This window comes from Nocardia sp. IFM 10818, assembly GCF_054655275.1.
The window spans coordinates 2,541,585-2,558,071 of sequence record NZ_BAAHJH010000001.1; the positions used below are offsets into that span (position 1 = coordinate 2,541,585).

A 16,487-nucleotide genomic window follows, 5' to 3' on the forward strand; every position below is an offset into this window, starting at 1 on the left:
TTCCTGCTCGACATCGATTCGGACGACGAAAGGCAGGTATGGAAGTGCTTCGTACAGTTGTCGTTTTCGCCGCAAGTGTCGTTTTCATCGGTTTTGGTGCGGCCGCCGCGCACGCCTTCACCCCACAGGAAGAACTCCGTTTCCTGCTGCTGAAGCATCAGCATCAATCCGACAACTTCAAGGCCATCTCCGCCATGGCCGGTCACAAGACCTGCGCCGAGATCGACCGTTATGGCCAGGGCCGCAAAGCATTCCGCATCGCCTTCGATCGCATGCACCCGGAAACCAATGTCGCGCTCAATGGCATGACCGTCACCGAAATCGACATCCTCACCTATTGCCCGCAACACATGTTGCCCGCCTGAGTGCGCCACCCTGTCGTGTCGCCGGACCGCGCCGGTAGTGTCTGCGGGCGTGACGACTGCCTCCGAAACCGTCAGCACTGAGAATCCCCCGAGCACGGGGACCGTCCGCCTAGCCAGCGTCGGCCGGCGTATCGCCGACGAACTGGGGGTGCGCGAAGAGCAGGTGCGTGCCGCCGTCGAACTACTCGACGCCGGCTCCACCGTGCCGTTCGTGGCCCGCTACCGCAAGGAGGTCACCGGCGGCCTGGACGACGCGCAGCTGCGGCAGCTCGACGAGCGCCTGCACTACCTGCGCGAACTCGACGAGCGGCGGTCGTCGATCATCGAATCCATTCGCGGCCAGGGCAAATTGGACGAGGCGCTGCACGCGCAGATCATGCTCGCCGACACCAAGGCCCGCCTGGAAGACATCTACCTGCCCTACAAGCCCAAGCGGCGCACCAAGGCGCAGATCGCCCGCGAGGCCGGGCACGAGCCGGTGGCCGACGCGCTGCTGAACGACCCCACCACCGACCCGGCGCAGTACACCGCCGATCAGCTCGACGGCGCCCGCGCCATCCTGGTCGAACGCTTCGCCGAGGACGCCGACCTGGTCGGCGAACTGCGCGAGCTCATGTGGAGCCGCGGCCAGATCACCTCGACCGTGCGCGCCGGCAAGGAAGAGGCCGGCGCCAAGTTCGCCGACTACTTCGACTTCAACGAGCCCTTCGACAAGCTGCCCTCGCACCGCATCCTGGCGCTGCTGCGTGGTGAGAAGGAAGAGGTGCTCACCCTGCACCTCGAACCCGATGCCGAGGAACCGGAAGAGGGCGAGCGGACCATCTTCGAGGGCCGCATCGCGCACAGGTTCGGCATTGCCGCCCAGGGCCGCGCCGCCGACACCTGGCTGCTCGACACCGTCCGCTGGGCCTGGCGCACCAAGCTCCAGGTGAGCCTGGGCATCGACATCCGCATGCGGCTGCGGCAGTCCGCCGAACGCGATGCCGTCGACGTGTTCGCCGCCAACCTGCGCGACCTGCTGCTCGCCGCGCCCGCCGGCACCCGCACCACCATGGGCCTGGACCCGGGCTATCGCACCGGCGTGAAGGTGGCCGTGGTCGACGCCACCGGCAAGGTGGTCGCCACCGAGGTCATCTACCCGCACAAGCCGCAGGGCCAGACCGAGAAGTCCCTCGCCGTGCTGGGCGCGCTGGTGGCGCGGTTCAATGTCGAGCTCATCGCCATCGGCAACGGCACCGCCTCGCGCGAAACCGACGCGCTGGCAGCCGAACTCATCTCCCGCATTCCGGAGAACAAGCCCACCAAGATCGTGGTGTCGGAGGCGGGCGCCTCGGTGTACTCGGCCTCGGCCTACGCCACCCAGGAACTGCCGGACCTGGACGTCTCGCTGCGCGGCGCGGTGTCCATCGCCCGCCGCCTGCAGGATCCGCTGGCGGAACTGGTGAAGATCGATCCGAAGTCCATCGGCGTCGGCCAGTACCAGCACGACGTCTCCGAGACGCTGCTGGCGCGCTCGCTGGGCGCGGTTGTCGAGGACGCCGTGAACGCGGTCGGCGTGGACGTCAACACGGCCTCGGTGCCGCTGCTGTCGCGCGTGTCGGGCATTACCGGTTCGGTCGCGGAAAGCATTGTCGCCCACCGCGATGCCAATGGGCCGTTCCGCAGCCGCACCGCGCTCATGGACGTGCCGCGCCTGGGACCCAAGGCGTTCGAGCAGTGCGCGGGCTTCCTGCGCATCCCCGAGGGCGACGATCCGCTGGACAGCTCGGCGGTGCACCCCGAGGCCTATCCCGTCGTGCGCCGCATCCTCGATGCCAGCGGCCGCGGCGTGAAGGAGATCATCGGCAACACCACGGTCCTGCGCGCCCTGCGCCCGGCCGACTTCACCGATGAGCGCTTCGGCGTCCCGACCGTCACCGACATCATCGCCGAGCTGGAGAAGCCCGGCCGCGACCCGCGCCCCGAGTTCAAGACCGCCGAATTCGCCGCGGGCATCGAGAAAGTCGCCGACCTGCGGCCCGGCATGGTCCTCGAAGGCGTCGTCACCAATGTCGCCGCCTTCGGCGCCTTCGTCGATGTCGGCGTCCACCAGGACGGCCTGGTCCACGTCTCGGCCATGTCCCACAACTTCGTCAAGGATCCGCGCGAAGTCGTGAAATCCGGTGACGTGGTGAAGGTCAAGGTCCTCGAGGTCGACGTCCAGCGCCAGCGCATCGGCCTGTCCCTGCGCCTGGACGACGAGCCCGGCGCCGCCAAACCCGAACGCGGCGAAGGCCGCCCGCGCGGCGGCCAAGGCCAGCGCGGCAACGACGGCCGTCCCCGCCAGGGCGGCCAGGGCGCGAACAACCGCCAGGGCGGCGGTCGCCAAGGCGGCCAGGGCGGACGCCAGGGCGGCCAGGGCGGACGCCAGGGCGGTCAAGGCGGCCGTCAGCAGGACCGCCGCAATCAGCCCGCCCCGAGCGGCGCCATGGCCGATGCCCTCCGCCGCGCGGGATTCGGCAAGTAGCCACCGACGCAGTGACGAGAACGCCCCGGAATCACGCGATTCCGGGGCGTTCCCGTCTGCTGGTCAGCGCGGCGAGGTCATATCGCAGATACGAATGCCCGAGAACGACGCCAGCAGGCACGGCAGCGCGGGCAGGGCATGCGATCCGTTCTCCACCGAACCCGCGAAATCGGTGTCGATCGCGGAACCGGTGTAGTCGGTCAGTGCGGAGCCGGTGCCCGACACCCCGGCGGGCTGCTCGGTCGGGGCTTGCAATAGCAGCGGCGCGGCGGCGGCCGGCGCTGCCGTCGCGAGGGCGGCGGTCAGCGCGGCTGTCGCAAGGGCTTTCACGGTCAGCGATTTCACGGGTTGTCCCTTCGGAACGCACCGTGCGCCGGTGCGTGTGGAGCAGGGTAGCCCGGCCCGGCAGTCAGTGAACTGAAATCGTTTCAGATTGGCTGCCGATTGTCGCGTCGCTCGACGTTCATCCCTCCGTCGGCGGCTCGGAGCACAATGGCGGGCGGCATGGCTAGGCTGCGGGGCGGACACGCAGGTGACCGCGGGCCGATCGTGGAGACGAGAGGGTATGGCGGGATTTCAGCGGTGGTGGAACGACGTCGTCATCGGGGACGGGCGGTTGCCGTTGGCGTGCCTGCTCCTCGGGTTCATCGTCGGGTTCCTGCTGATTCGAATCAGTGTGCGGCTCATCCGGAAACAGGTGCGGTGGTGGCCCGGGAACGTGCGGGCCGGGGATGTGCACATTCATCACATGGTGTTCGGGGTCATCCTGGTGCTCAGCTCGGGGGCGGGACTGGTCACGCTGTGGCAGAGCGGCGTCGGGGTGATCAGCGCGCTGGCGGCGACCTTCGGGGTGGGGGCGGCGCTGGTGCTGGACGAATTCGCGCTGATCTATTACCTGCGGGATGTGTATTGGGAGGAGCAGGGCCGCACCTCGGTGGACGCGGTGTTCGTCGCGATCGCGGTGACCGGACTGCTGCTGCTCGGGTTCCATCCGCTCTGGTTGCTCGATATCGGGGAGTTCCGGCGCGATCCGGGCGTGCTGGAGCGCGGGGTCATCGTCGGGTTCGCGGTGGCGAACCTGGGGCTGGCGGCCATTGTCATCGCCAAGGGCAAGATCTGGACCGGTTTGTTCGGGATGTTCTTCCCGCCGCTGCTGGTGGTGGGCGCGCTGCGCCTGAGCCGGCCGGGTGCGCCGTGGGCGCGCTGGCGGTACTCGTCCCGGCTGCGGTTGATGCGGCGGGCCATCGTGCGCGAGCGCAGGTACCGGCGGCCGATGATCCGGGCGAAGATCTTCGTGCAGGACCTGCTCGCCGGGAAACCGGATGTGGCCCATGTGCGCCGGGCCGCGGAGGAGGAGCTGGTGCGGACCGTGGTCCCGGCCCCGCCCGCGCCGCCGCCGTCGCTGCACTTCATAGGTAGCCGTAAGGTCGCGGACGTATCGTCGGAGCCGGAGGAGCAGCGGACTGCCGCGCCCAGCGCGTCGACCACCGCTCCCAGCGCGTCTACGGGGGCCGATTAACAGCGCGGCCCCGCCATCTGGCACAATGCTCAGGTTGCCTCGAGCCAGTGCTCCTCGTGAATGCTGCCGCTCGCGGGCACCGCCCAATTATCCGGAGCACGAACCGGTCGAGCGCCATGTCGCTGCCGCCAGGTTCCTCTGTTCGCGCGAAACTCCAAAAGGACGGAAATGAACACCCTCGACTTCGTCGACGCATCGTCGCTGCGCAGCGACATCCCGGACTTCCGCCCGGGTGACACGGTCAACGTGCACGTGAAGGTTATCGAAGGCAACAAGGAGCGCATCCAGGTCTTCAAGGGCGTCGTGATCCGCCGCCAGAACGGTGGCATCCGCGAGACCTTCACCGTTCGCAAGGTCTCCTTCGGTGTCGGCGTGGAGCGCACCTTCCCGGTGCACAGCCCCAACCTCGACAAGATCGAGGTCGTGACCCGTGGTGACGTCCGCCGCGCCAAGCTGTACTACCTGCGCGATCTGCGCGGCAAGGCCGCCAAGATCAAGGAAAAGCGCTGAAGTAGCTTTTCCGCCCGAACGCCGAGTAGCCCGGCACCGCATGGTTTCCCGCGGTGCCGGGCTACTCTGTTCCGGTGGCAGACGAGAGCGAGTCGGTAGCGGTGTCCGGGTCGGATGACGACGGCCGGGCCGAGCAGGCCAAGCCCAAGAAGAAGCAGCGTCCGTTCTGGCAGGAACTGCCGATGCTGATCGGCATCGCGGCGGTCATCACCGCGCTGGTCGTGACGTTCATCGGCCGGCCCTACGTGATCCCGTCGCAGTCCATGGAGCCCACCCTGCACGGGTGCGCGGGCTGCACCGGCGACCGCATCTATGTCCAGAAGCTGAGCTACTACTTCGGCGATCCGCAGCCGGGTGACGTGGTGGTGTTCGTCGGGCCGACCGACGACTGGAACAAGACCTACCGCTCGATCCGCTCGTCCAATGCCGCCGTCCGCGGCGTGCAGAACTTCCTGTCCTTCTTCGGCCTGGTGCCGCCGGATGAGAACGACCTGGTGAAGCGCGTGATCGCGGTCGGCGGGCAGCAGGTCAAATGCTGTGACGAGCAGGGCCGGGTCATGGTGCGCGAGGACAAGCCGGGCGCCGAATGGAAGGCCCTCGACGAGCCCTACGTCGACCCCAAGCGCAACAACCCCTTCGATCCGGCGCATCCGGATATCCCGTTCAATGCCGGCGGCCGCGCCTTCGGCCCGGTGACCGTGCCGGAGGGCAACCTGTGGGTGATGGGCGACAACCGCCGCGAGTCGGCCGATTCCCGCTGGCACATGGGCGATGAGCTGCAGGGCACCGTGCCGGTGTCGGACGTGCGTGGTAAAGCCATTTGGAAGATCTGGCCGGTGGGCCGGATCGGGCTGGTCCGCTCCGAGGACCCGCAGACGAACTGAACTACTAGCGAGATAATCGACCGGTGGGGAAGATGGCGAACGGTGCGGCCCGGAAGCGGCCGGGCGGCAAGAAGATTCAGCGTATCGAACGCGGCGACTGGCCCCCGCGCGTGGTCATGCGCCCCGCGGGCGGGCTACGCACCCTGGAGGCGGCGCTGATCCGCAGCGGGCTGGGTCCCGTGGCGGGCGTCGACGAGGCCGGGCGCGGCGCATCGGCCGGACCGCTGGTTGTCGCGTCCTGTTTGCTGGCGCCCAAGGCGCACGCGGCGCTCGCCGGACTCGACGACTCCAAGAAGCTCACCGAGAACGTGCGCGAGGAGCTGTTCCCGGTCATCCAACGCCTCGCCCTGGCGTGGGAGGTGGTGGTCATCCCGGCCTGGGAGATCGACTCCATCGGCATTCACGTGGCCAATATCGAGGGCATGCGGCGCGCGGTGGCCGGACTGGACCCGGTGCCCGGGTACGTTCTGACCGACGGCTTCCGGGTGCCCGGCATTCCGGTGCCGTCACTGCCGGTGATCGGCGGGGATGCGTCCGCGGCGTGTATCGCCGCGGCCAGCGTCCTGGCCAAGGTGACCCGGGACCGCATGATGGTGGCGATGGACCAGCAGTTCCCGGGCTACGGCTTCGCCGCCCACAAGGGTTACAACACACCGGAACACACCGAGGCGATGCAGCGTTTGGGCGTCACCAGTGAGCACCGGCGGTCCTGGCGCAACGTGCGGGAGACCGGCCGAGTGGCTACCGATACCGCGTATGCGGGATGATGGCTCTACCACCAGTGTGGCGATAAGGAGGACGTTCCACCCGATGAGCGCCGAGGACCTCGAGAAGTACGAAACCGAGATGGAACTCTCGCTGTACCGCGAGTACAAGGACATCGTCGGTCAGTTCTCGTACGTGGTGGAGACCGAGCGCCGCTTCTACCTCGCCAATTCTGTCGAACTGCGTCCGCAGAACGCCGACGGCGAGGTGTACTTCGAGGTGCGCATGTCGGATGCATGGGTATGGGACATGTACCGGCCCGCACGCTTCGTGAAGCATGTTCGCGTCATCACGTTCAAGGACGTGAATATCGAGGAGTTGGAGAAGCCCGACCTGCGGCTTCCGGAGTAATCCACAACCCCTCGTTATCCACAGGAATTCTGTTTTCCCAGGTCGGCATGGCCGGGTCCCCCTACGGGCCCGGCCATGCTGGCATCCATGGCAAGCAATCTCGCGCTCGGCGCGCACGGGGAGGAGCTGGCGGCGCAGTACCTGCGCGCGGCCGGCATGGAGATCGTTGCCCGCAACTGGCGATGCCGCTACGGCGAGCTGGACCTCATCGCCCGGGATCGGGGCGTCACCTGCTTCATCGAGGTGAAGACCCGCAGCGGCCTCGGCTTCGGCCCGCCCGCCGCCGCCGTCACCTTCGAAAAACAACAGCGAATCCGGCGCCTGGCGCTGCTGTGGCTGCACGAACAGGACGGGCCATGGCTCCACATCCGGTTCGACGTGGTCTCGGTCCTGCTGCGCCCGGGCCAGGATCCCGTGATCGAGCACCTCCGGGCGGTGTTCTGATGCCCCTCGGAAAGGCGTTCTCGGTGGCCGTCACCGGGGTTGACGGGCAATTGGTCGAGATCGAGGCCGATATCGGGCAGGGGCTGCCCTCGGTGCACCTGGTCGGGCGGCCGGACAGTGTCCTGCAGGAATCCCGGGACCGGGTGCGGGCCGCGGTCACGAACACGGGGGAGAAGTGGCCCGACGGCCGGGTGATCCTGGCGTTGTCCCCGGCCACCCTGCCCAAGGTCGGCAGCGCCTACGACCTGGCCTTGGCGGCGGCCGTACTGGACGCCGCCGGTGCCATCCCGTCCTATCGGCTGGGCGACACCGTACTGCTCGGTGAGCTCGCCCTGGACGGGCGCGTACGCCGAGTCCGCGGGATCCTGCCCGCCGTGATCGCGGCCCGCAATGCGGGCCGCAAGACGGTGATCGTGCCCACGGCCGCGCTGGCCGAGGCCGGACTCGTGGACGGCATCCGAATCCTGGGCGCCTCGACTCTCGTCGAACTCGTCGACTGGCTGCGCGGTGGCGGCGAGCTCGCCCACCCCGAACCCATGGAGCCGGCCCCCATCCGCGCCAACGGCGATCTCAGCGAGGTCGTCGGCCAGGACGAGGCACGCTGGGCCCTCGAGGTCGCTGCGGCGGGCGGCCACCATCTCCTCCTCACCGGCCCGCCCGGTATCGGCAAAACAATGCTGGCGCAGCGCCTTCCGAGCCTGCTCCCGCCGCTGCGCGAACGAGACTCACTGGAGGTGACCGCTATTCATTCCGTAGCGGGCACCTTGTCGGATGACTATCCCTTGATCACTTCTCCGCCGTTCGTCGCCCCCCACCACTCGTCCTCGGTGGCATCGATGATCGGCGGCGGCTCCGGCTCGGCACGACCCGGCGCGGTGAGCTGCGCCCACCGTGGCGTCCTGTTCCTCGACGAGTGCGCCGAGATCTCCACGAAAGTCCTGGAAGCCCTTCGCACTCCGCTCGAGGAGGGGGAGGTCCGCATCGCACGGCGCGACGGCGTTGCCCGCTATCCGGCACGCTTCCAGCTCGTCCTCGCCGCGAACCCCTGCCCCTGTGCACCCGCCCGCGATATCGACTGCATTTGCGCGCCCCTGGCCCGCCGCCGGTACCTCGGCAAACTGTCCGGCCCGCTCATGGACCGCATAGACCTGGCCGTTCAAATGCATGCACAGGCAGCCGGGGCCTTCGGCGGCGAGGAAGTCGAAAGCAGCGAAGCGGTCCGAGCCCGCGTGACCGCCGCCCGCGCGGCCGCAGCTGAACGCTGGTCCTCCCTGAACATGTCCACCAACGCCGAAGTCCCCGGCCACGTTCTGCGCCAGCGTTTCCGGTTGCCGCACGAGGCCCTCGCTCCGGTCGAGAACGCCCTCAAACACGGCCGTATGTCCGCCCGGGGCGCAGACCGCGCCATCCGCGTCGCCTGGACCGTCTGCGACCTCCGCGGTGGCGATCTGCCCACCGCCCAGGACGTCCTGCAAGCCTTGAACTTCCGCCAGCGGGGTGGCGCATGAGCATCGTCACGCGCGTCGAGAGGGATGTGCCCCGCATTCCCCTCAGGGTTACGCCCTGTCATCCCGGCGCGCTTCCGACGGGGATCTCCAACGGCACTGTGGATTCCGGCCAAAAGTGCGCCGTGATGGCGGATAGGGCATTCGTCGGAGCGCTCAGCGAATTGCTGGTGGGCGTCACAGCGGTCGACGCGCTGATCGGAGTCGGCGCCGGCGTGCGGAGCCGGTGGGGTGCCGATGTACCGAGCCGGGTCGGCGAGGTGGCGCATGAGTGAATCCGACGCGGACGAGCGCAGGTTGGCGTGGGTGTATCTGTCGCGCGTGGTGGAGGGGCCGTGCGCGGCGCTCTCGGCGCTGATCGAGTCGGTCGGGGTGGTCGAGGCGGCGCGAGCGGTGCGGGAATGCGCGCTGCCGGAGGCGCTGCGGGGGCCGACCGAGTTGCGGCGCGGGATCGAGCGGGCCGAACAGGACTTGGCGCATATCGCGCGGCTCGGCGGCAGGGTGGTGACGCCCGATGACGCGGAGTGGCCGGCATGGCGGATGCTCGGGTTGAAACAGCTTGACCCCGAGCGGGACGAAGCCGCCGCCGCGCCTCTGGTGTTGTGGGTCCGGGGGCAGCGCTCGCTGGTCGAATGCACCGAGCGGGCGATCGCGGTCGTCGGGGCGCGGTGCAGTACCGGCTATGGCAACCACGCCACCGGTGACATCGCGGGTGAACTGGCCGTACGTGGCTGGACCATTGTTTCCGGTGCGGCCTTCGGTATCGACGGCATGGCCCACCGAGCCGCGCTGGCGGTTGGCGGGCTGACCGTCGCCGTGCTGGCGTGCGGTCCCGACCGCCCCTATCCGGTCCAGCACGACCATCTCTTGGCCGAGATCGCGGACACGGGCCTGGTCGTCACCGAATATCCGCCCGGCACCAGCGCCCGCAAGCACCACTTCCTGGCCCGCAATCGCCTGATCGCCGCACTGGCCGACGGCGTCGTCGTGGTGGAGGCGGGCGCCCGCAGCGGAGCCCGCAATACCGTGAAATGGTCGCGCCGCCTGGGCCGTCCGGCCCTGGCTGTTCCCGGCCCCATCACGTCCGCCTCCTCGGTCGGCTGTCATCGCATGATCCGGGAAGGTGAAGCACTCATGGTCACCACCGCCGAGGAAGTCCTCGACGAGGCCGGCCCGCTGCGGCTCTCCCTTCCCGGCGCGGTTCCGCCCAACCCGGAGGACAACCTCACTCTCGACGAGTCCCTCGTCTACGCCGCGCTCCCACCCACCGGCTCCCGCCTGCCCCGCTCGGTATCGGAAACCGCGGGTTTGACGGTCGCCGCCACCCGAGCCGCCCTCTCATCGCTGGAACTGGCGGGCCTGGTCGGCTGCGATGAAAACGGTTGGTACCGAATGGCCCAACCCGAAGGAGGGCAGATATGACCCGCTGACTACTGGTCCAACCGCACGAGCAGCCGCACGGGCGACCGCCTCCGCGTTGGGGCGACAGGCGATCGCCTGTGCGAGCTGCGATCCGGCGCGGTGGCTTGCTTTGCGGGGGTGGGGCGGTGAACGTGGGGGTATGGGTGAGTTGCCGGAGGATCTGGAGGCGTTGCTGGTCGAGTATGGGCGGCATTTGAGGTTGGGGCGGAATCGGTCGGAGCATACGGTGCGGGCTTATGTGGGGGATGCGCGGTCGTTATTGGGGCATTTGGTGGGGCGGTCGGCGGATTCGGGGGTGGGGGAGGTGGATTTGGCTTTGTTGCGGTCGTGGCTGGCGGGGTTGGCCGAGGGTGGGGCGGCGCGGACCACTATGGCGCGGCGGTCGTCGGCGGCGCGGACGTTCACGGGGTGGTTGACGCATACGGGGCGGTTGAAGGTGGATCCGGGGCCGCGGCTGGCTTCGCCTCGGGCGCATCGGGTGTTGCCTGCCGTGCTGGGGCGGGAGCAGGCTCGGTCGGCCATGGAGGCGGCGGAATCGGGGGCGGCGCAGCAGGATCCGATGGCCTTGCGGGATCGGTTGATCGTGGAGATGTTGTATGCGACGGGGATTCGGGTGAGTGAGTTGTGCGGGCTCGATATCGAGGATGTGGATCGGGAGCGGCGGCTGGTGCGGGTGCTGGGGAAGGGGAACAAGGAGCGGGCGGTGCCGTTCGGGGGGCCCGCGGATCAGGCCCTGGATGCGTGGCTGCGGTCGGGGCGGGCGGCGTTCGCCACCGAGCGGTCGGGGCGGGCGCTGTTGCTGGGGCGGCGGGGGCGGCGGCTCGACCCTCGGCAGGCGAGAACTGTTGTGCACGAGGTGGTTTCGGCTATTCCGGGCGCGCCGGATATGGGGCCGCACGGGTTGCGGCACTCCGCGGCGACCCATCTGCTCGAAGGAGGTGCGGACCTGCGGGTGGTTCAGGAGATTCTCGGGCATGCCAGCATGGCCACCACGCAGCTGTACACGCACGTCTCCATTGATCGCCTCAAGAAGGTTCATGACCAAGCACATCCACGCGCCTGAGGGCGCGCCGCAGGTCCCGGACAATGTCGAACTGATTCCCGGTGCGCCCGATTCGCCGGTGATCCTGCATGTTCCGCACTCCGCGCGCCGCATACCGCCGGCGGTTCGAGCGGGGATCCTGCTCGACGATCCGGCCCTCGAACGGGAACTCGACCACATCACCGACGCGCACACCGCAGTGATCGCCGCGACCGCCGCGAGCCGCTCCGCGCTGCGACCCTGGCAATTCGTCAATCGCCTGTCTCGCCTGGTCGTCGACCCCGAACGCTTCCCGGATGACCGGGAGGAGATGCTCGCGGTCGGGATGGGGGCGGTCTACACGCGGACGACGCACCGAACGGCCTTGCGCCCCAGCGACTTCGATCCGGCCCCGCTGCTCGGCCGCTACTTCCACCCCTACGCCCGTGCGATGGCCGACCTCGTCGCCGCGCGCCTGGCCGCCACGGGCCGGGCGGTCATCATCGACGTGCACTCGTATCCGACCGAGCGGCTGCCCTACGAAATGCACGGTGACGGTCCCCGGCCACCCATCTGCTTGGGTGCGGACGACTTTCACACCCCACCGGAGCTGACCGCCCTCGCCGGAAAGATTTTCGCCGAGTTCGGTGTTGTGGGCATAAATAGTCCGTTCATGGGTACATATGTCCCGCTGGACCGCTACGGCACCGATCCCCGCGTCACCGCCCTGATGGTGGAGATCCGCCGCGATACCTACATGACCGAGCCGGGCGGTCCCGCCGGCCCGGGGCAGGTGCGGCTCGCCGCGGCGCTGGCCGAGCTCATTGCCGGTCTCCCGTGATCAACGTCATATCGACAACGTATCGACGACCTATCGGAAAAGCTGTGGTACCTTCACTTAGGTAACCCTAATTTTGGAGGTGTTCCTCTTGGCACGCGCTCGCACGACCCTCGTGGTTCAGAACACGATCCAGCTGACCGATCATCTGATCCGAGTCCACCTGGGCGGCCCCGGTTTCGCGGCCTTCCAGCCCAACGGGTTCACCGATGCCTACGTCAAGCTGGTCTTCCCCGGCGCCGACGGCGAGATCATGCGCACCTACACCGTGCGCTCGGTGGATCCGGCCGCCCAGGAGATCGCGATCGATTTCGTGTACCACGGCGACGAGGGCGTGGCCGGGCCGTGGGCGGCCGCCGCCGAACCGGGCGACACCATCGACGTGATGGGCCCCGGCGGCGCGTACGCCCCCCGCCCCGACGCCGACTGGCACCTGCTGGCGGGCGACGAATCCGCTCTGCCCGCCATCGCCGCCGCCTGCGGCGCCCTCCCGCTCGACGCCGTGGGCCGCGTCTTCGTCGAAATCTCGGGCCCCGCAGACGAACTCACCTTCCAGCACCCGGAAGGCGTCGAACTGACCTGGATCCACCGCGGCGCCGCCGACCCCGGCGAGAAGCTCGCCGACGCCGTCCTCGCCGAGCCCTGGCGCGAAGGCCAGGTCCAGGTCTTCGTCCACGGCGAGGCCCAGGCCGTCATGCACCGCATCCGCCCCTACATCCGCAAGGAACGCGGCATTCCCGCCGAATGGGCCTCCTCCATCTCCGGCTACTGGCGCCGCGGCCGCACCGAAGAGGGCTTCCGCCAGTGGAAGTCCGACCTCGCCGAACGCGAGAAGGCCGCCCCCGCAGCCGTGTGACGTACGTTGGAGATCATGTCCGCCGAATCGAGCACTGGAACCGCCCCCCTTCGTGACCGGCTGCGCGCCGCGCTCCCCACGGCCATGAAGGCCCGCGACAAGAACGCCACCGCAGCCCTGCGATCGGCCCTGGCGGCCATAGATAACGCCGAAGCGGTGGACGGCTCCGACATGCAAGCGGGCGCAATCGAATCGAGCCCGGCCGGCCTCGGCACAGCCGAACGCCCGCGACGAGACCTGACCGAGGCGGACATCGAGGCGATCGTCCGCACCGAAATCGCCGACCGCCTCACCGCCGCAGCCGAATACGCCGGCCGCGGCAGCAGCGCCGACGACCGCGCCGCCGCCCTGCGCGCGGAGGCCGCCGCCCTGGAGGCGCACATCGCCGACTGAGCACACGGCTGGTACGCCCGAGCGCCCGCGCGGCCGACCGCCTCGGCCGAGTCGATGGTGGGTCCGAAATCGCCGACCGTCTCACCGCCGCAGGCGAATACGACGGCACAAACGGAGACTCGGACCACGCGACCACCCTCGGCGCAGCCGAATGCGCCGGGGGTCTCAGCGGCGGCTCCGAGCGTGCCGCGAACCTGCGTATCGAGGCCGCTGGGTTGCGAGCGAGTCTCGGTGACGCCTGACCGCGGGCATTCCGGTTAGCGGCGACGGAGGGCCGCGACGGCTTCCTCGGAGGCTTCGATGACGATGGTGTGATAGCTCGCGATCCGCGACACGATCGCTCCCCGCGGCCCTTCCCGCCATTGTGCACTGGCGTAGAACTCATCCTCCTGCCGCCGGTGCTCGTCGCGGGGGGGGCGAACGCACGGATGAGGTATGCCTCCTCATGGCCGTCCTCATCGACAAGCGAAGCGCCGCAGTCGATCACATCGATGCCGTACTCCCTCAGCAGCGGAACCGACTGATTGCGCATGACGTCGATGACGTCGTCGCGAGTACCGCGTTTCAGGCGGTAGGTGCGGATCTCGATGACCATGACGGCGACTCCAGCCACGACTCCCGCTGTGCCGCAGGCTCATTCCGGCCGGATGGTGAGCACTGGGAACGCGGTCCACGGTGGTGGCTGACCGAGCGCGCCTCGGAAGCGCAGGCTCCCGAAACGCATTCGGCTGCGGGTGGTTACTCCCGCACGCTGCTCCGGCGCGGCTCGCCGCGGCCGGTTCGATCAGCCCGGCCGAATTGTGTTGATGTAGCGGCCGGCGAACCAGTGCTGGATGAGCCGGACTACGGGGCCGCCCAGGCGGGTGTACCAGGTGCCGGGACGGGAGAAGGCGGCGACCACGCCGTGGACCGACTCGTCGGCGGGGTCGTATTCGACGGCGAACAACTCCTCCCCGATTTCCGGGTGGCCGGGCAGGGTGCCGTAGGCGAAGCCGCGGCGGTTGGGTTCGTCGAGGATGTAGACCACGCGGCACGGGGCGGTGATGCCCAGCGGGCCCACGCCCAGGAAGACGGTTAGGTCGGTGCCGTTCTCGGCGGTAGCGGTGGTCGCGCCCCGGAAGATGCCGGTGCCCTTCTGCATTCGATATGCCAGGATCTGTGCGCCCGCCTCCTCGAACAGGACGCGACCCGCGCCGATGCGGCGGCGTAGCCGGAACTGGTGATAGCCGGGCGGGAATTCGCCTGCGGTCGCGCCGACGTCGGGGTAGGTGAACGGCGGAGTGGCGGGCTCGTGCGACATGTTCACATCCTGGTCCGATGCTTGCGAGCGGGATAGGGGCGGGCGGTGTGAGAGTCGTCCCGGATACGGAAGCCGCCACCGGGCACAGGGTCCGGGTTTGCTCAGCACCCGCCACGAGGACGGGGCGGCCGGTACCCGAGCGGGACCACCCGCAGCTGGCGATGGGACGAGGTGGCCGACGCCCCGCAAGAGATCCGGGCTAGCTCGGAGAAAGCGGCTTCAGGCGGATCGGCGCTTGGCGGATCAGGCCGAGCGGGTCGAGGTAGTCGTGGTCGCGGCGGGCGCCCCAGTGCAGGCACGCGTCCACCGGGCAGCCGGGGTGCCCGGCTGTCAGGACGCCGATCGTGGCGCCGCGAGAGATCCTGCGCCCCACCGGGATCGAGGACGTCACCGGTTCGTAGGTGGTGCGCAATCCGCCGGGATGGCTGATCGACACCACTGGTTTGTCCGCCACGACACCGGCGAAAACGACGATTCCGTCCCCGGCGGCGAGCACCTGCTGCCCAGCGCTGCCTGCCAAATCCACGCCGCGATGGCCGGGCAGCCAATCCCGCTCCGGATTGTCGAATGCCCGGACCACGGCGGGCCGTGGCCACAGCGGCCAACCGAACTGTCCCTTCGCCGCGGTGTCCATGGGCGTGGTGCCCACGGGCGCGGTGCCAACGGGTACGGCGCTAACGGGTGCGGCTCCGACCTGTGTGGTTCCGGCCAGCGCGGCGACGAGCAGTGGCCCCAGCAGCACCGGCGCCAACCAGGTGAGCGTCCTCGACATGGGCGTGTGCATGTACACAGCGTGCGCCCGCCGGAGCCTGCGCGGGATACCGTGGTCGGCGAGTGTGGACAGCTCCCACGCATGTGAACAGCGCACGTCCGGACCGGTAGCGATCTCGCGCAGGAGGGGACAATTCATGGGCTCCGCAGAGCCGAATATGGAAGAGCCGAATGCGGAAAGTGAAGCGGCGCTGATCGATTACCGCTTCACCTTGGCCAACGAGCGCACGTTCCTGGCGTGGATGCGGACCGCTCTCGGCCTGCTCGCCGGTGGTGTGGCGGTGCACGAACTGGTCCGCCCGTTCCGGCATCACGGTGCGCGCACGGCCGTCGCCATGGGCTGCATCGTGCTGGCCACCATCGTCGCTGTCGGCGCTTACGGCCGCTGGAAGCACGTGCAGGCGGCCATGGAGCGCGGCGACAGGCTGCCGCACACCGTGATGGTCCCCATCCTCGCCTTCGGCATCGCCGTCATCGCGGTGCTGGCGAGTATCGGCCTGCTGCTGTCGTGACCAGCCCGGAAGCCGGTCTGGCCGCCGAGCGCACCGCCCTGGCCTGGTGGCGCACCGCCATCGGATCCATGGCCAATCTGGTGTTGTTCGTGCACGCCGCCTTCACCGCGGATTGGCGTCCGGTCAGCGTGCTCTGTTTCGTGGCGACCGGGGCGCTGGCGGTGGTCACCGTGGTCTGCGTCCGGCGCAGCCGGGTGCTGCATTCGCACAAGAAGGGCGATTGGGGTGACGGCACCCGCGCCGTAACCGTCGTCGCCACCGCGATTACCGGCGTGGTGCTGACCGCCTTGGTCATGGCCTCGGCCTATGCCCTGCATCTACCCTGACCAGCCCCGCATCCGCCCCGGCCGGTCAGTCCAAGATCGTCGCCCCGAACCCCGATTTCATCTCCGCGCAGCGGCCCCGTAAACTGGTCCAGCGGTTTGCGGAATGCAGACCGACTTCGCGCGCCCAGATCAACGGGTCGCCGGCTGGTCCCCTGAATCATCTCGGAGGGTCCGGCGGCCGTGGGCGCCAGGGCAGGGG

General features: G+C 69.0%; 20 protein-coding genes. 17 read left to right on the forward strand and 3 right to left on the reverse strand.

Going from position 1 to position 16,487, the window contains the following annotated elements; translation table 11 throughout:
* Positions 1 to 44 precede the first annotated feature (44 nt).
* Both ACYQ5L_RS11630 and ACYQ5L_RS11635 read left to right on the forward strand, forming a co-directional pair.
* Positions 45 to 365, forward strand: coding sequence for an SANT/Myb-like DNA-binding domain-containing protein (locus ACYQ5L_RS11630; protein WP_459957375.1), 321 nt, complete (start codon positions 45 to 47; stop codon positions 363 to 365).
* A gap of 49 nt (positions 366 to 414) precedes the next feature.
* On the forward strand, positions 415 to 2,871 hold the full coding sequence (locus ACYQ5L_RS11635; protein WP_459957376.1) for a Tex family protein: 2,457 nt from the start codon (positions 415 to 417) through the stop codon (positions 2,869 to 2,871).
* Positions 2,872 to 2,934: 63 nt separating this feature from the next.
* Here the strand turns inward: ACYQ5L_RS11635 and ACYQ5L_RS11640 are convergent, their stop codons facing one another.
* On the reverse strand, positions 2,935 to 3,216 hold the full coding sequence (locus ACYQ5L_RS11640) for a hypothetical protein (RefSeq protein ID WP_459957377.1): 282 nt from the start codon (positions 3,214 to 3,216) through the stop codon (positions 2,935 to 2,937).
* A gap of 220 nt (positions 3,217 to 3,436) precedes the next feature.
* On the opposite strand from ACYQ5L_RS11640, the gene ACYQ5L_RS11645 reads away from it, so the two are divergent.
* From ACYQ5L_RS11645 to ACYQ5L_RS11705, 13 genes are all read left to right on the forward strand, one after another.
* A complete protein-coding gene (locus ACYQ5L_RS11645) occupies positions 3,437 to 4,390 on the forward strand; it encodes a hypothetical protein (RefSeq protein ID WP_459957378.1) in 954 nt (317 codons plus the stop codon).
* A 168-nt stretch (positions 4,391 to 4,558) separates the two neighbouring features.
* On the forward strand, positions 4,559 to 4,900 hold the full coding sequence (gene rplS, locus ACYQ5L_RS11650) for a 50S ribosomal protein L19 (protein WP_033086110.1): 342 nt from the start codon (positions 4,559 to 4,561) through the stop codon (positions 4,898 to 4,900).
* A 74-nt stretch (positions 4,901 to 4,974) separates the two neighbouring features.
* Positions 4,975 to 5,784 (forward strand): signal peptidase I, encoded by an 810-nt coding sequence (gene lepB / locus ACYQ5L_RS11655; RefSeq protein WP_459957379.1) that lies wholly within the window; start codon positions 4,975 to 4,977, stop codon positions 5,782 to 5,784.
* A 32-nt stretch (positions 5,785 to 5,816) separates the two neighbouring features.
* A complete protein-coding gene (locus ACYQ5L_RS11660; RefSeq protein ID WP_459963399.1) occupies positions 5,817 to 6,551 on the forward strand; it encodes a ribonuclease HII in 735 nt (244 codons plus the stop codon).
* Positions 6,552 to 6,594: 43 nt separating this feature from the next.
* The gene (locus ACYQ5L_RS11665) at positions 6,595 to 6,900 is read left to right on the forward strand and encodes a DUF2469 domain-containing protein (protein ID WP_011210678.1); all 306 of its coding nucleotides are present in this window, start codon (positions 6,595 to 6,597) and stop codon (positions 6,898 to 6,900) included.
* Between the two features lie 87 nt (positions 6,901 to 6,987).
* Complete coding sequence (locus ACYQ5L_RS11670; RefSeq protein WP_459957380.1) at positions 6,988 to 7,344, forward strand: YraN family protein; 357 nt, start codon at positions 6,988 to 6,990, stop codon at positions 7,342 to 7,344.
* Complete coding sequence (locus tag ACYQ5L_RS11675) at positions 7,344 to 8,852, forward strand: YifB family Mg chelatase-like AAA ATPase (RefSeq protein ID WP_459957381.1); 1,509 nt, start codon at positions 7,344 to 7,346, stop codon at positions 8,850 to 8,852. Before ACYQ5L_RS11670 ends, ACYQ5L_RS11675 begins: the two co-directional genes overlap by 1 nt.
* Positions 8,849 to 9,124 (forward strand): hypothetical protein, encoded by a 276-nt coding sequence (locus tag ACYQ5L_RS11680; RefSeq protein ID WP_459957382.1) that lies wholly within the window; start codon positions 8,849 to 8,851, stop codon positions 9,122 to 9,124. The genes ACYQ5L_RS11675 and ACYQ5L_RS11680 overlap by 4 nt, the downstream gene beginning before the upstream one ends.
* The gene (gene dprA, locus ACYQ5L_RS11685) at positions 9,117 to 10,271 is read left to right on the forward strand and encodes a DNA-processing protein DprA (RefSeq protein WP_459957383.1); all 1,155 of its coding nucleotides are present in this window, start codon (positions 9,117 to 9,119) and stop codon (positions 10,269 to 10,271) included. Before ACYQ5L_RS11680 ends, dprA begins: the two co-directional genes overlap by 8 nt.
* Positions 10,272 to 10,410: 139 nt before the next feature.
* Positions 10,411 to 11,334, forward strand: a complete 924-nt coding sequence (locus tag ACYQ5L_RS11690) for a tyrosine recombinase XerC (RefSeq protein WP_459957384.1) — start codon at positions 10,411 to 10,413, stop codon at positions 11,332 to 11,334.
* On the forward strand, positions 11,309 to 12,133 hold the full coding sequence (locus tag ACYQ5L_RS11695) for an N-formylglutamate amidohydrolase (RefSeq protein ID WP_459957385.1): 825 nt from the start codon (positions 11,309 to 11,311) through the stop codon (positions 12,131 to 12,133). Before ACYQ5L_RS11690 ends, ACYQ5L_RS11695 begins: the two co-directional genes overlap by 26 nt.
* Before the next feature lie 88 nt (positions 12,134 to 12,221).
* On the forward strand, positions 12,222 to 12,986 hold the full coding sequence (locus tag ACYQ5L_RS11700) for a siderophore-interacting protein (RefSeq protein WP_459957386.1): 765 nt from the start codon (positions 12,222 to 12,224) through the stop codon (positions 12,984 to 12,986).
* Positions 12,987 to 13,001: 15 nt separating this feature from the next.
* A complete protein-coding gene (locus tag ACYQ5L_RS11705; RefSeq protein WP_459957387.1) occupies positions 13,002 to 13,379 on the forward strand; it encodes a GatB/YqeY domain-containing protein in 378 nt (125 codons plus the stop codon).
* Positions 13,380 to 14,163: 784 nt separating this feature from the next.
* Here ACYQ5L_RS11705 and ACYQ5L_RS11710 read toward each other — a convergent pair.
* Both ACYQ5L_RS11710 and ACYQ5L_RS11715 read right to left on the reverse strand, forming a co-directional pair.
* On the reverse strand, positions 14,164 to 14,679 hold the full coding sequence (locus tag ACYQ5L_RS11710; RefSeq protein ID WP_459957388.1) for a DUF1990 family protein: 516 nt from the start codon (positions 14,677 to 14,679) through the stop codon (positions 14,164 to 14,166).
* Between the two features lie 199 nt (positions 14,680 to 14,878).
* Positions 14,879 to 15,463, reverse strand: coding sequence for a M23 family metallopeptidase (locus tag ACYQ5L_RS11715; RefSeq protein ID WP_459957389.1), 585 nt, complete (start codon positions 15,461 to 15,463; stop codon positions 14,879 to 14,881).
* Positions 15,464 to 15,587: 124 nt separating this feature from the next.
* Between ACYQ5L_RS11715 and ACYQ5L_RS11720 the strand changes: the two genes are divergently transcribed.
* Positions 15,588 to 15,962 carry a YidH family protein gene (locus tag ACYQ5L_RS11720; RefSeq protein WP_459957390.1) on the forward strand — a complete coding sequence of 125 codons (375 nt, stop codon included), beginning with the start codon at positions 15,588 to 15,590 and terminating at the stop codon, positions 15,960 to 15,962.
* Positions 15,959 to 16,288: a DUF202 domain-containing protein gene (locus ACYQ5L_RS11725; RefSeq protein WP_459957391.1), complete on the forward strand. Its 330-nt coding sequence runs from the start codon at positions 15,959 to 15,961 to the stop codon at positions 16,286 to 16,288. The genes ACYQ5L_RS11720 and ACYQ5L_RS11725 overlap by 4 nt, the downstream gene beginning before the upstream one ends.
* Positions 16,289 to 16,487: the final 199 nt, after the last annotated feature.